This window comes from Lentzea tibetensis, from assembly GCF_007845675.1.
Classification (GTDB): Bacteria; Actinomycetota; Actinomycetes; order Mycobacteriales; family Pseudonocardiaceae; genus Lentzea; species Lentzea tibetensis.
The window spans coordinates 54,240-66,772 of record NZ_VOBR01000014.1 but is presented as its reverse complement, the minus strand read 5'-3'; the positions used below and the strand labels follow the sequence as shown (position 1 = coordinate 66,772).

The 12,533-nt window shown below is 68.9% G+C and carries 15 protein-coding genes and 1 tRNA gene; 12 read left to right on the top strand and 4 right to left on the bottom strand.

Going from position 1 to position 12,533, the window contains the following annotated elements; all coding sequences use genetic code 11:
• The first annotated feature begins 19 nt into the window (after nucleotides 1-19).
• Genes FKR81_RS22275 through FKR81_RS45080 form a run of 4 tightly spaced genes read left to right on the top strand, consistent with a single transcriptional unit; the run spans nucleotide 20 to nucleotide 2,973 of the window.
• Entirely contained in the window at nucleotides 20-712 is a 693-nt protein-coding gene (locus FKR81_RS22275) for a class I SAM-dependent methyltransferase (protein ID WP_146354060.1), read from the top strand.
• Nucleotide 713: 1 nt separating this feature from the next.
• On the top strand, nucleotides 714-1,796 hold the full coding sequence (locus FKR81_RS22270; RefSeq protein WP_146354059.1) for a glycosyltransferase: 1,083 nt from the start codon (nucleotides 714-716) through the stop codon (nucleotides 1,794-1,796).
• Nucleotides 1,793-2,485, top strand: a complete 693-nt coding sequence (locus tag FKR81_RS45085; RefSeq protein WP_235921699.1) for a hypothetical protein — start codon at nucleotides 1,793-1,795, stop codon at nucleotides 2,483-2,485. The genes FKR81_RS22270 and FKR81_RS45085 overlap by 4 nt, the downstream gene beginning before the upstream one ends.
• Nucleotides 2,470-2,973 carry a PucR family transcriptional regulator gene (locus FKR81_RS45080; RefSeq protein WP_235921698.1) on the top strand — a complete coding sequence of 168 codons (504 nt, stop codon included), beginning with the start codon at nucleotides 2,470-2,472 and terminating at the stop codon, nucleotides 2,971-2,973. The genes FKR81_RS45085 and FKR81_RS45080 overlap by 16 nt, the downstream gene beginning before the upstream one ends.
• Here the strand turns inward: FKR81_RS45080 and FKR81_RS22260 are convergent.
• The gene (locus FKR81_RS22260) at nucleotides 2,960-3,793 is read right to left on the bottom strand and encodes an SGNH/GDSL hydrolase family protein (RefSeq protein WP_235921697.1); all 834 of its coding nucleotides are present in this window, start codon (nucleotides 3,791-3,793) and stop codon (nucleotides 2,960-2,962) included. The two genes, FKR81_RS45080 and FKR81_RS22260, sit on opposite strands and share 14 nt — an antisense overlap.
• A 200-nt stretch (nucleotides 3,794-3,993) precedes the next feature.
• Here FKR81_RS22260 and FKR81_RS44385 point away from each other — a divergent pair, with 200 nt between their 5' ends.
• Complete coding sequence (locus tag FKR81_RS44385; protein ID WP_222598365.1) at nucleotides 3,994-4,896, top strand: hypothetical protein; 903 nt, start codon at nucleotides 3,994-3,996, stop codon at nucleotides 4,894-4,896.
• Nucleotides 4,897-4,952: 56 nt separating this feature from the next.
• Here FKR81_RS44385 and FKR81_RS22250 read toward each other — a convergent pair whose 3' ends face one another.
• Nucleotides 4,953-5,735, bottom strand: a complete 783-nt coding sequence (locus tag FKR81_RS22250) for a hypothetical protein (RefSeq protein WP_146354058.1) — start codon at nucleotides 5,733-5,735, stop codon at nucleotides 4,953-4,955.
• Nucleotides 5,736-5,947: 212 nt separating this feature from the next.
• The gene (locus FKR81_RS22245) at nucleotides 5,948-6,463 is read right to left on the bottom strand and encodes a DUF6333 family protein (protein ID WP_146354057.1); all 516 of its coding nucleotides are present in this window, start codon (nucleotides 6,461-6,463) and stop codon (nucleotides 5,948-5,950) included.
• A 171-nt stretch (nucleotides 6,464-6,634) separates the two neighbouring features.
• Here FKR81_RS22245 and FKR81_RS22240 point away from each other — a divergent pair, with 171 nt between their 5' ends.
• The gene (locus tag FKR81_RS22240) at nucleotides 6,635-7,126 is read left to right on the top strand and encodes an SRPBCC family protein (protein ID WP_146354056.1); all 492 of its coding nucleotides are present in this window, start codon (nucleotides 6,635-6,637) and stop codon (nucleotides 7,124-7,126) included.
• A gap of 37 nt (nucleotides 7,127-7,163) precedes the next feature.
• Nucleotides 7,164-7,319: a hypothetical protein gene (locus FKR81_RS43660; protein ID WP_186763106.1), complete on the top strand. Its 156-nt coding sequence runs from the start codon at nucleotides 7,164-7,166 to the stop codon at nucleotides 7,317-7,319.
• A 17-nt stretch (nucleotides 7,320-7,336) separates the two neighbouring features.
• On the opposite strand, the gene FKR81_RS22235 is transcribed toward FKR81_RS43660, so the two are convergent.
• Nucleotides 7,337-7,412: transfer RNA gene (locus tag FKR81_RS22235), tRNA-Arg, on the bottom strand.
• A 151-nt stretch (nucleotides 7,413-7,563) separates the two neighbouring features.
• On the opposite strand from FKR81_RS22235, the gene FKR81_RS22230 reads away from it, so the two are divergent.
• The 5 genes from FKR81_RS22230 to FKR81_RS22210 are packed head-to-tail and all read left to right on the top strand — an operon-like array spanning nucleotide 7,564 to nucleotide 12,533.
• Entirely contained in the window at nucleotides 7,564-8,415 is an 852-nt protein-coding gene (locus FKR81_RS22230; protein WP_146354055.1) for a hypothetical protein, read from the top strand.
• A 9-nt stretch (nucleotides 8,416-8,424) separates the two neighbouring features.
• Nucleotides 8,425-9,159 carry an FkbM family methyltransferase gene (locus FKR81_RS22225; protein ID WP_146354054.1) on the top strand — a complete coding sequence of 245 codons (735 nt, stop codon included), beginning with the start codon at nucleotides 8,425-8,427 and terminating at the stop codon, nucleotides 9,157-9,159.
• Complete coding sequence (locus FKR81_RS22220; RefSeq protein ID WP_146354053.1) at nucleotides 9,159-9,785, top strand: Crp/Fnr family transcriptional regulator; 627 nt, start codon at nucleotides 9,159-9,161, stop codon at nucleotides 9,783-9,785. The genes FKR81_RS22225 and FKR81_RS22220 overlap by 1 nt, the downstream gene beginning before the upstream one ends.
• 55 nt (nucleotides 9,786-9,840) lie before the next feature.
• Nucleotides 9,841-10,704 (top strand): hypothetical protein, encoded by an 864-nt coding sequence (locus tag FKR81_RS22215; protein ID WP_146354052.1) that lies wholly within the window; start codon nucleotides 9,841-9,843, stop codon nucleotides 10,702-10,704.
• Complete coding sequence (locus FKR81_RS22210; RefSeq protein WP_146354051.1) at nucleotides 10,701-12,533, top strand: hypothetical protein; 1,833 nt, start codon at nucleotides 10,701-10,703, stop codon at nucleotides 12,531-12,533. Before FKR81_RS22215 ends, FKR81_RS22210 begins: the two co-directional genes overlap by 4 nt.

Sequence of the window (12,533 nt, the reverse complement as noted above, 5' to 3'; positions counted from 1 at the left end):
CCTGCGGCACAGTAGCTGGATGACCTTCGCTGTGGTGCCCCGCGACTACGACAGCACGCCCGAGCGCTACCGGCTCGGCATCGGCATCAGCAAGGCGTACTCCAGCCACGATCTCTGCGGACGCGTCGCGGAGCAGCTGCGCGGCCGGGAGCTGGTGCTGGACGTCGGCTGCGCTGAGGGCGTGCTCAGCGCAGCCGTGACCGGCTCTCGGCTGGTGGGGCTGGACGCGTCGATGACGCTGCTGCGCGGCCACCCGGAGCCCCGAGTGCTCGGTGACGCGGTGGCGCTGCCGTTCCGCGACGGCGTGTTCGACGCGGTGACGGCGATCAACGTGCTTTACCACCTGCCGGACCCGGCGGTCGCGCTGCGCGAGGCGCACCGCGTGCTGAAGCCGGGTGGACTGCTGGTGGCCGCGACGATCACGCGCACCGACTCACCGGAGTTCTCGGCCTACCGCGTCCGCGTTCCGTCCACCTTCGACGCGGAGGAAGCACCGTCCATTGTGGAGTCGGTGTTCGACGCGGTGGCCGTGGACGCGTGGGACGCGCCCTACGTGACGCTGCCGACGCGCGAGACGGTCCGCGACTACCTGCTCATGCGGCGGGTCGCCGCGGAGGCCGCCGAGCGGGCCGCCGCCGAGCTGCCGGTTCCGCTAACGGTCACCAAGCGCGGTGCACTGGTGATGGGGACGAAAGCGGCTTACCGTCACTGACGTGCGCGTTCTCTTCTCGTCCACGGCAGGCGCCGGGCACTTCGGGCCGTTGGTCCCGTTCGTCCGCTCGTGCCTGCGCGCGGGCAACGAGGTCATGGTCGCCGCACCCGCCGCGCTGGCACCTGCGGTGTCACCGACCGGCGCCACGTTCTGGCCGTTCGACGACCCGCCGCCGGACGAGATGGGTGCCGTCATGGGCGGGCTCCACGGGATGTCGCACGACGAGGCCAACCGCACGGTCGTCGGCGAGATCTTCGGCAGGCTCGACGCCACGGCCGCCGTCCCGCGGCTGCTGACGCTGATGGAGTCGTGGCGCCCCGACCTCGTCGTGCGCGAGTCCGCCGAGTTCGGCTCCGCCGTCGCCGCCGAGCTGCACTCGGTGCCGGTGACGCGGGTCGGCATCGGGCTGGGGGAGATGGAGGACATGATGATCTCCATCGCGGCGCCCAACGTCGACGCGCTGCGCCGGTCCTACCGCCTGCCGTCGGACCCCGACGGGGCCGGCCTGCGCAGGAGCAGGTACTTCACGCTCTTCCCCGCCGGGATCGACGACCACCCCGCCACCCGGTTCCGCGACCCGTCGTGGATGCGGTCCACCGGCGCGGATCCGTTCGTGTACGTGACGTTCGGCAGCGTGGCCGGCGGGATGCCGCACGTGGCCCACGTGTACGCCGAGGCGCTGACCGCGCTGGCCGGACTCGACGCGGAGGTGCTGCTGACCGTCGGCCGCGGCGTCGACCCGGATGCTTTCGGGACGCCGCCGCCGAACGTGCGCGTCGAGCAGTGGGTGGACCAGGCTTCCGTGCTCACGCGCGCCACGGCCGTCGTGTGCCACGGAGGAGGTGGCACGACGGTCGGCGCGCTGGCCGCGGGCGTTCCGCTGGTGATCGTTCCGCTGTTCGCGGAGGATCAGCACGTGAACGCACGACACGTCGCGGCCTTCGGGGCCGGGTTGTTCGTCGCACCGGCCGACATCCGGTCCGCTGTGGACAGTGTGCTGGAAGACGGCTCTTACCGTGCTGCCGCTCGTGCTCTCGCTGACGAGATCGCCGAACAGCCCAGCACGGAGGAGGCGTTCGCGTGACCGACCTGGCCGTGGGCGGTCGCGTGCTGCACGAACAGATCGCGGAGGACCTGCCGAAGTACGCCTCGCTCGTGCTCGCCGAGGTGACGTCGCGCATCCCCGCGTACGGCCTGCTGCCGTCCGAGCAGCTCGCGGGCGACATCACGCGGGTGATCGAGCAGAACCTGCGCTCGTTCGCCGACGTGCTGCGCACGCGAACCCTTCCGGGACAGGAGGAAGTGGACCTCCTGCGCGAGTCGGCCGCACGCCGTGCCGAGGAGAGCATCCCGGTCGACGTCGTGCTGACGGCGTACCACATCGGCGTCCAGGTGGTCTGGGAGTCGCTGATCCCGCAGGCACTCCCGTCCGACGTCGCCGATGTCATGGCCGTCAGCGCGCTGTCCCTGCGGTACCTGGAGCTCGTCGCGCCCGCCGTCGCCGCGGGCTACCTCGACGAGCGCCAGACGATGTTCGGTGAGGAGCAGTCCGCGCGGCACACCCTGCTGACGGCGTTGCTCGAGGGGACTTCGCTGGACGCCGCCGTGAGCCGGACGGGCCTGCGGCTGCCGTCGCACTACCTCGTGCTGGCTTTCGGCGTCGGCCCGCATCCCGACGAGGAGCGTTCCGGTGTCGTCGCGGGCGCCGGAAACTGCGCCGGCTGCGCGGTGAGCTGGAGCGGCAGAGCGGTGAGCCGGTGCTGTCGGCGTTGACCCCGGAGGGCGGGATCGCTCTCCTGCCGGGCTTCGACCGGGCTCGGCTGGACCGGGTGGTCGCGGACGTCGGCAAGGCCGCCGGTGCTCCGGTGTGGGTGGGCGCGGTCTCGGCGGAACCGTCCGAAGTGGCCGGTGCGGCTTCGCTGGCACGCGAGGTGCTCGAGGTCGCCACGTCGTTCGGCAGGCCACCGGGTGTGTTCCAGCTCGACGACGTGCTGCTGGAGTACCAGATGTCCCGGCCCAGTCGGGCCCAGGACCGCTTGGCGGCGATCCTGGATCCGCTGGACGACGACCTGCTGCTCACCCTGGAGACGTTCCTGCGCCGGGGAAGTCGTCGCCCGACGGCCACCGAGCTGCACGTGCACCCGAACACCGTGGACTACCGGCTGCGCAAGATCTCCGAGCTCACCGGCCTCGACCCGTCGAGCGTCAGCGACATCGCGCTGCTGACCGCGGCCATGGCCTCCCGGCTCAACCGCCGTTAGCCGCGGCGGCGACGGCGTTGCCGAACGCCACCATGCCCTGCGCGTTCGGGTGCAGCGGTGCCGCGATGGTCGTGGGGATGAGTCCTTCGAGGTACCGGTCCTTCGGCGCGGCGCAGATGTCGTGCCCGACCGTGACGGCGGCGAAGTCGACGAACACGGCGTTGCGCTTGGCAGCCTCTTCCTTGCTGTGCAAGGAGATCCGGCTCATCACGCTCTGCAGGTAGTTGGCGTCGCGCGCCCACACCGGCTGGATCGGGTGGCAACCGTTGTGCCGCACGTACGTGCCGTACCCGGTGACCACGATCTTGGCTTGCGGTGACCGCTTCTGGATCTCGTCGAGCGCCTGGCCGAAGTTCGGCGCCCACGCGTCGACGGCCTCGGCGAGCTGGTCCCTGCCACCCGCGGTGAACCGGTCAGCGCACGAGATGCCGACGGGTTCGGGCAGGAAGTTGATGCACGACAACGCCGTCTGGAACAGCCCGATGTCGTTGGCGCCGATCGTGACGGAGACCAGGTCGGTGCTCGGCTTGATGGCGTCGAACTGCGGCGCGAGGATGCCGAACCGCCGGTTGGCGAGGTCGTCCGTCGTGGCGCCGGAACAGGAGACGTCGGTGAGCTTCGCCTGCAGTGCCTTGGCCGCGACGGCCGGGTAGTCGCGGTTCGACCGCAGGCACAGCAGGTTCGGGTCCTGCGTGGGGATGAGCGGCCCGGCGGCGGCGGAGTCGCCCAGCGCCACGTATTCCAGCTCACCCTGCGCGTGCGCGGGTGTCACCGTCATCGCCAGCCCGCCCGCCAGCAGCACTGCCACGAGTCGCCGCATCCCGACCTCCACGTCGTTGTTACCGGTCAGTCACATCGTGGGGTCAGATCACTGGCGTGGTGCTCGGAATCTCCCCAGATTCTTCTTCGGTCCGTTGTTACCGATCACAAAGCCCTATGACACTTTCGAGTCACCTCGTAACGGCTCCTCCGGTCCCGCGCGATGCACCGTGCACACGTCGCCTTCGACTGGAGTCACCCGTGATCGAAAACTCGCCTGCCGGTCTCGTGATGCTCGAATCCGAGGTGATGGTGACCGTCATCGGCGAGGAGCACCACCAGGCCGCACTGGCCCGTTTCCCCGTGGCGCAGGGGATGCAGCGCCACGTGGTCGTCGAGCTCGCCTGGTGCGTCATCGCGTCGGGCAAGTACCGCGGTCAGCGCGCCATCGAGGTCAGACTGGACGGCCAGCGCGTCGGTTCGCTGACCCACCTCATGTCGCAGCGCTACGCACCACTCGTCGCCCAGCTCACCGCGCGCGGCGCCCGTCCCGGCTGCCAAGCGTTGATCCAGTGGGGCAACCGCGGCATCGAGGTGCTGCTCCGCTTGCCGCGCAACGGCAACGTCGTGATTCCGCTACCCGCTCCGCCGGTGGCGCACGTGCCACCGCCGGTGCGCCGCAGCTCGTCCCAGGCGCCGAAGTGGATCGCCGCGGCGGTCATCGCCCTGATCTTCGTGGCGGCACTGGCCAGCACGGACAACGACTCCCCGTCGACGACTCCCGCCGCCCAGCTGGCCACGTCGACCTACGAGACGACCGCAACTACTTCTTCCACCACCACAACTTCTTCCACCACAACGACTGTTGCGCCTACGACGACGACCACCACTGTTGCCCCGCCGGTGGCTCCGCCGCCTGTGGCCCAGAACCCGGTCAACACCCCGGCTCCGCCGCCTCCGGCAGCTCAGCCGCAACCCAAGCCCCAGCCTCAGCCTCAGCCGACGTGCGACTCCAACTACAGCGGCTGCGTCCCGATCGCGAGCGACGTGGACTGCGCGGGCGGCAGCGGCAACGGCCCCGCGTACGTGTCCGGCCCGATCCGCGTGACCGGCACGGACATCTACGGCCTGGACAGCGACAAGGACGGAATCGCCTGCGAGTGAACGAAAAGCGGGCCCCGACCGCTGCCGGTCGAGGCCCGCTCTACGTCAGCTGTTGATCAGCCGATCAGTCGCGTACCGCCCCAGCCGCTGCCGCGGAGTGCGACGTGCCAGGTGTTGTCGGACTCGGTGTAGGTGAACTCCAGCAGAGTGCCGTCGACACCGTCGATCACGACGAAGTGGTTGACGTCCGTACCCGCCATGAGACGAGCCCGCGAGAAGTCGGAACCCTCGAACTTGGTCTCCTGCAGACCGTTGAAGTCGATCCACTCGGACAGCGCGCTGACGCCCTGCGGGTCGGCGCCCTTGACCTCCATGAAGTCGAGGTCACCGAGCCCGGTGATGCTCTTGGTGTTCTCCCAGCCCGTGCCGCGCACCGTCGCGAACAGGTTGTTCGCGGCGTCGAACGTCCACAGGACGAGGTTGCCCTGCTGGTTGATCTCCAGGAACTTGTTGGCGGAGACACCGGTCACCAGGCGGGCGTTGTTCCAGCCCGAGCCGACGATCTGCTGGATGTAGGTGCCGCCGTTCCACGTCCACTTGGCCAGGCGCCCATCACCCTTGACCTCGAGGAAGCTGTTCGCGGACAGCGTGGAGATGATCCGCGTGTTGTTCCAGTCGGACCCGCGAACCTCACCGTAGAAGGTCTCGCCGGTACGACGCCACAGAACCAGCTGACCGGCAGAGTTGATCTCCATGTAGGAGTTGCCGTCGGTGGTGCTGGCCTGAACGTCCTGCTTGCGCTCGACCCCGCCCGACGGCAGGTAGTCGTGCCCCTCAGCGGAAGCTGGAACGCCCGTCACGACGGACAGCGCCGCCGCCAGACCCAGGACAGCCGTCATTGCACGCTTGAATCGCACTGTTCAATTCCCCCAGAGTTCTGTCTTCGTCAGACGACTCCATCCTTACGCGCCCGAGCCGCAGGTCACAACCGCTTTGTGGTCTAGACGAAACATTCGCGACACGCGGAGCGATGTACCCGATGCGCGGTGGTCGGCCGTCTCCACGAGTTGTTCGTCGAATGACCAACCCGGTGGCTGCAGGCGCGCCGCGACTAGTCCACGGCGGCCAGCCAGATGTCTTCCATGTGGAGCATGGCTTCTTCGGTGTGGCGCACGCGGAAGAGAGACATCTTGAGTTCCGCGAAGCCCCATGGGTTGTACGGATCCAGCAGCTGACGGCCGAAGTGCTCCCAGGGAACGGTCCACTGCTCCTCGCCGAGGTCGATGTAGGCCGAAGCGAGGACTTCAGCGCTGATGCCGAGCGCGCTCACGACGGCGTGCGGGTCACCATCGATGTAGAACTGACCGGCGGCGGGCCAACCTTCGGTGTGCAGCTTCAGTCCACCGGGCAGGTGAACAGCGGTCTCGTCGTGGTTCTCCCCGCGGTCGATGTTCGCCGCCCCGACGATCCTCGCCTCGGGGTAGCGCTCGGCCAGAGCGCTCGTCACGGTCAACAGCGTGCAGTCGAGACCGTCGTCCGCGTTGACTTCCTGGTCGTCGATCACGCCACCACCGTAGCCAAATCGAGGTTTCAGCCTGCTGATGTCACTGAACGCGATCACGCTCACCACCGGTCGTCCTGTTAGGACAGAGCACCCGCGTGGTGGCGGCCGGGATGAGCATGGGAAGCCGGGGCCGTCGTGACAGACAGCTCAGGTGCTCGGCACACTACCCACACATTGACTGGGCGAGGATGCTGGTGAACGCTCGTTCACTCGGGAACCCTGGAGCGCGCCGCAATGAAGTACACCGTCTCGATCGAGATCGCTCTGCCGCGGGAGAGGGTGGTCCAGCTGCTCGCCGACCCGGCACACCTGCCGAAGTGGCTGCGGGGCCTGGTGCTGCACGAGCCGCTGAGCGGGGTGCACGGGCAGGTCGATACCAAGTCGCGGGTCGTGATGCAGATGGGGCGGCAGAAGATCGAGTGCACCGAGACCATCACGCGCCGGGAACCGGCAGACCTGCGCGAGATCCCGACAGGGAGCGTCGTTCACTTCGACCGCGAGATCGTCGGCGAGGGCATGTGGAGCGCCGTGCGCGACCGGCTGACCGAAGCCGGTCCGGAGACGACGCTCTGGGTGAGTGAGAGCGAGTACCGGTTCAGCGGCGTGCTGATGCGGCTGGCAGGGGTCCTGATGCCCGGTGCCTTCCGCAAGCAGTCGCAACAGCACATGCAGGACTTCAAGGCGTTCGCCGAGCTGGGAGAGGACGTCCGCGAAGCGAAGGACTGATCTGCTCGGTCTGCGGCCACGGACCCCAGGAGCTGGCATGGCTCTACGAGTGAGCTCGTCGGTGTGGCGCTGGCAGGTGGTCGAGTCGTTCGCAATGGTTTCGCGGATGGTGGCAAACCGGGCCGGATGGTGGCAGACGGTGACCGATGAAAAAGATCAAGCCTTGACCGCATTGCTGCTGGTCAAGGCTTGATTTCACCCGGCGAAAGGTGGTGCCCCAGGCAGGATTCGAACCTGCGACACACGGTTTAGGAAACCGATGCTCTATCCCCTGAGCTACTAGGGCCAACGCGGACATCCTAGCGGGACCAACCCCCCGCCCCGGCCCCAGGGTCCCGCTCACCGTCCGTGAGAACCACCCGAGACGCCTGCCGCCGTTGGAGGGAAGTGAGCCAGGCCACCTTCCCGCAGGCCACGGCGTCAGGTAAGGAGTAGCCGTGAGCGGCAGACCTTGGCCTGATACCCGACCCGGCCCACTCGGGGCGTTCGGCGCGTGGTGGCGTCGGCGTCGTGACCTGGGGCGCGTCGAGGATTTCACGTACGCGGTGCCGCAGTCTTCGCACCAGCAGGAGTTCGAGACGCCGTTGCCGAGTGCGGTGTACGGGCTGGACTTCCGGGTGAAGTTCACGGTCGTCTACCGGCTCGATCTGCACACCGGGCTGCGTCATCACGCGCCGCGCAGTGCGGCGATCAACAGCATCGTGCAGCGGGCGCGGGCGATCAGTTCGCAGGCGATGCTCGTGCATCACGCGCCGTTGCAGCACCAGCTCGGGGCTGAACTGGCTGAGGAGCAACAGGTTCCGGAGACGCACGTGTGGGCGCGGGCCGAGCAGGTCAAGATCTCGGTCGACGAGGGCGACCTGGAGATGGCGCGCAAGCACATCGAGCTGCTCAGGAACTCCACTGTGCGGCACGCCGAGCGGGAGCTCGAGCGGGCGGAGATCCGGTATCTGCGCGACGAGGTGCTGACGGACGTCGGGACCGCCACGATCTGGTGGTTGCAGCGCAACGGGTACGAGGTCGAGCGGGCCGTTCAGCTCGCGGGTGAGTTGCAGGAGCTCGTGCGCATCGCGCGGCACACCAGCGATCCGCACTGGGCGGAGAGCCTGGTCAGCAGCTTCGAGCGGGCGTTGCCGCGGTTGGACGACGGGCATCGGCGGGATCTGCGGCAGCACCTCGCCAAGGCGCTCGGCGTGTACGGCGGGAGCTCGGTGGCCGCCGAGTTCGCCGACCAGGTCGGACTGCCCGCGGCGGAGCAGCACATGAACGGGAACTCGCCGCACGTCTAGGCTGTGCTGATGACCGAACTCCGTGGCGCCGCCGTCGCCGCCGGCCTGCGCGTGCTCGCCAGGCTCACGCCGTTCGCAGAACCCGAGCTCATCGGGCTGGAGAGAGTCGTCAAGCCCGGTGACGTCTGCATCGACGTCGGCGCGGCCCTCGGGCTGTACACGGTCACGCTCTCACAGCTCGTCGGTCCACAAGGGACTGTGCACAGCATCGAGCCACTGGTGTTCGCGCACCCCACGCTGAGCATGATCCTGCGGCCGCGTGAGGGGCGGAACATCAAGCGGCACTCGGTCGCGCTCGGCACGATCGAGGACGGGCGGGACGTCATGAGCGTCCCGGTGCGCCACGGCAGCCCGGTGACGGGACGCAGCTTCCTCACCGCGGGCGCCAGCGGGCTCGGGTCCAACGCCGAGTTCGACGACCACCTCGAGGTGTTCGTCCGCACCGACACGCTCGACGGGTTCGTCAAGAAGAACGGCATCACGCGGCTCGACTTCGTCAAGGCCGACGTGGAAGGCGCCGAGCTGAAGGTGCTGCAGGGCGGCGAGGAGACCATCGAACGGTTCCGGCCAGCCATCCTGCTGGAGATCGAGGAACGGCACGTCGAGCGGTTCGGCTACCGGGCGCAGGACGTCGCGGACTGGCTCGTCGACCGGGGCTACCGGATGAGCGTGTGGCACGCCAACGAGTGGCGGCCCGCGGTGCGCGTCAACGACCACGTCAGGAACTACCTGTTCCGAGCTTGATGAGCGGGTTTCGCGCCCTGGTCCCGGTCGTGGTCTGGCACGACCTGCTGCGGAGTGCCGAGCGCGCGGACTTCAAGGTCAACGAGAAGCTGCTGTACGAAGGCGCGCCGGGCACGTTCCTGCTGGCGCTGCAGACCGGGCGGGTGGCCGTGCTGAGCTCCGCCCGGCTGATCGCGTTGCGCGGTCCGGGCGACCTGCTGGGTGAGATGGCCGCGCAGGACGGCCGGGCGCGCTCGGCGACGGTCACCGCGCTCGAGCCCTGCGTCGCGTACAAGATCCACGCCGCGCCGTTCAAGCGGCTGCTCGACCGGCACCACGTCGGCAACGTGCTGAACGAGTACGTCCTCGCCAAGTTCCGGCAGTCGCTCGCGTTCGCGGCGACCAGGTCGGAACGGCCCCTGTGGCGCACGGCCGACCTGTTCGTGCGGCTCGTCGAGCTCGCCGATCCGCAGCACCCCGACCCCCACCTGATCCCGATGTCCCAGGCGTTGCTCGCGCGGTCGTTCGAGCTGTCGCGGCGCGTCGTCGTGCAGGCCGTGGGGGAGCTGCGGGAACGCGGGCTGCTCAGCGACACCAACCCGATCCGGGTCGCCGACGTGGAAGGGCTCCGCCGGCTCGCCAGCTGAGGAGGTGTTACCTCGTGCGCACCTCGCTCGCCGCCGCGCTGCCATTGTGCAAGGCATGACTCAGCCAGCGACCGTGCGCGATCTGCCGCCCTACCGCGCGGTCGTGGTCGTGGACATGAAGGACTACAGCCGTCACCCAGGCGCCGAGCAGCAGCAGCTCACCGAGACCATCCCGGTGGTGCTGGAACGCGCGTTCGGCCAGGCGGGCCGGCCCGAGATCTGGGCGGCACGGCGGTTCCCGGACAGCACCGGCGACGGGTACGCGGTCGGCTTCGCACCCGAGGTCCTGCCGTTCCTGGTCGGCCCCTTCCTCGACAGCCTGCAGCGGGAACTCGAGTACCGCGACCAGGTGCTGCGGTCGGTCAGCCGCTCCGCACGGATGCGCATGAGGGTCGCGATCACCGTTGGACCTCTCGCGGAGGCGGAGGGCGACGGCGACGGAACCGGCGACAGCCGCGTCGAAGCACACCGGCTGGTCGACGCGGACGAGGTGCGCCGGCTGCTGGACGAGTCGGACCCCGACGTCACGTTCGTCGCGGCGATCCTCTCGGACCGCGTGCACCGCGACGTGATCGCCGCCGGGTACGCACCGAAGCCGGCGACCGAGTACGTGCGGACGTCCGTCAGCGTCAAGTCGTACCGCGGCGAGGCGTTCCTCCACGTGCCCAAGCCGTCGGACCGGTTGCTGGAGAAGGGATTCGGGCAGCAGCAGGTGGAGCGGGCGGAGGAGGCGGCCGCCGCGGTCGGCGAGCCGAAGCACTACAACACGCACAACGAGTTCTCGGGTACGGCGAGCGGGATGGTCATCCAAGCAGGTCGCGTCGGCAACGTGCACCAGACCGACAACTCGGTCAGGCAGCACGTCCAGGGCAACAACAACACCGTGTCAGGGCGTGACATCCACGGGAGCGGGCGATGACGCAGCACGTCGAGGGACACGGCAACACCGTTGCCGGACGCGATGCTTTCACGTTGTACGGCGACCAGCTCGCCAAGCAGGTGCTCATCAGGGATGAGATCACGACCGCGCAGGTCAGGGCCGTGCGCGAGCGGTTCGCCCCGCCGGTCGGTTTCCAGGCCGCGCTCGACACCCTGCGCCGCGAGTCGGTGGTGATGCTGGAGTGCTCTGGCGACGGCCTGCGCACCGCGGGCATCTGCCTGCTGAGGGAGCTCGACCTGGGCCGTGAACGGCCGATCGAGCACATCCCCGTCGACGAGGACACCGAGCTCGGGTTGCGTCGCGTCGAACCGGAAGCACTGGTGCTGGTGGACTTCCGGGCCGCCGAACGACTCGGACACGTCGAGAGGCGGTTCGAGGGCTTCAGGGCCGCCGTGACGGGTGAGGGCGGGCGCATCGTCCTCCTGTTGTCCGGCAACGAGAGCAGCGATTTTCGCCACGAGTACTGGCACCTCGTCAAGAGGCTGGACGCGCCGATCGTCCACGACGTGCTCGAAGCGCACCTGCGCGGCGAGATGCAGGAGCACCTGCCGGAGATCCTGTGCAGGTGGGTGGAGACGGCACCCGACGCACGACCGGCGGACGCGGTGCGGTTCGCCCAGCTCCTGCGCGACTTCCGTGCGCAGTCACCGGAGTTGCCGCTGTCGACGTGGCTCGCCGAAGCGATGTCGGTGTTCGAGCACTACGTCGAGGACCTCGCCGAGAGGTTCGACAAGGCGCCGCCACGCAGGCGCGGCCTGACGCTGGCGATCGCCTTGCTGAACGGCGCGAGGAACGAGGTCGTGCACGACGCCGAGAGAAGCCTGTTGAAGGTCGTGGACTACGCACCGGAATCCCTGAACCCCCTGGCCGGCGAAGGGTTCTCCGGCCGGGTGGTCGAGCTGAAGTCGGCCACGCTCAGCGGAGGCAGGGTCTCGTTCACCAAGCGCGACTACGACACCTCCGTGCTGCATCACGTGTGGCAGGGCTTCTTCGAACTGCGCGACCCCCTGGAGAAGTGGATCACGGCGATACCCGGCACCGTGCAGCTCGACGCGTCCGAGCAGGGCAAGCTGGCCGGTCGGGTGTTGGCCCTGTGCGCTGAGAACGGCAACGCGGCACTGCTCCTCAACGCCGTGGCAAAGTGGGTCCACCACGACGAGTCGCTCGCGGTCGCGCTGCTCAGCGGTGCGGCAGCCGACGACAGGATCGCTGTGCAGGTGCGCAGGAAGCTGTACAGCTGGGCCAAGGATCCGCAGCTCTCGCCGCTGCTCGGGAGGGCCGTGATCACCGTGTGCGCGGGCGACTTCGGGCGTGCCTACCCGGAGATGGCGCTGACGAGGCTGGGGCACGTCGCGAGCCACGGCAACCCGGACGTGGTCGCGAGGGCCGTCGACGCGATGCTGGGCCTGGCCACCGGTCGCCCCGCCGTGCTCAACCGAGTGGTCACGTGGTTGCGCGACGGCACTCGCGAGCAGTGGCTGATGGCGGCCGGGTTGTTGCAGAGGTTGACCGAGCGCGGCGGACCGGAGCTGACCGGCGAGCTGCTCGGCAACGCCTGGTACGAGCTGCTGAACGGGCGGGACCGCGTCGAGGTCGACCGGGTCGTGCGGGAGCGGTTGACGCTCGCGCTCGTGAACGGCGCCGGGTTGGACTCGCTGGTCCGAGCCGCTCGCGGTGATCGCGCCCTGCTCGACCTGATCGACATGGCGTCGTTCCGCTGGCTGCGCGAAGACCCCGACGAGCGCGGGTCGGTGCACGAACGGTTGCTGGCCCTGATCGACCAGCAACACCCGGCAGGAGTCGCGTGA

What these genes read in the sequence shown, in the direction of transcription:
- FKR81_RS43660 (WP_186763106.1), top strand. Translation starts at nt 7,164, where the DNA reads ATGGCTCTACGAGTGAGCTCGTCGGTGTGGCGCTGGCAGGTGGTCGAG.
- FKR81_RS22215 (WP_146354052.1), top strand. Translation starts at nt 9,841, where the DNA reads ATGACTCAGCCAGCGACCGTGCGCGATCTGCCGCCCTACCGCGCGGTC.
- FKR81_RS22275 (WP_146354060.1), top strand. Translation starts at nt 20, where the DNA reads ATGACCTTCGCTGTGGTGCCCCGCGACTACGACAGCACGCCCGAGCGC.
- FKR81_RS22220 (WP_146354053.1), top strand. Translation starts at nt 9,159, where the DNA reads ATGAGCGGGTTTCGCGCCCTGGTCCCGGTCGTGGTCTGGCACGACCTG.
- FKR81_RS22225 (WP_146354054.1), top strand. Translation starts at nt 8,425, where the DNA reads ATGACCGAACTCCGTGGCGCCGCCGTCGCCGCCGGCCTGCGCGTGCTC.
- FKR81_RS22240 (WP_146354056.1), top strand. Translation starts at nt 6,635, where the DNA reads ATGAAGTACACCGTCTCGATCGAGATCGCTCTGCCGCGGGAGAGGGTG.
- FKR81_RS22250 (WP_146354058.1), bottom strand. Translation starts at nt 5,735, where the DNA reads ATGACGGCTGTCCTGGGTCTGGCGGCGGCGCTGTCCGTCGTGACGGGC.
- FKR81_RS22210 (WP_146354051.1), top strand. Translation starts at nt 10,701, where the DNA reads ATGACGCAGCACGTCGAGGGACACGGCAACACCGTTGCCGGACGCGAT.
- FKR81_RS22260 (WP_235921697.1), bottom strand. Translation starts at nt 3,793, where the DNA reads ATGCGGCGACTCGTGGCAGTGCTGCTGGCGGGCGGGCTGGCGATGACG.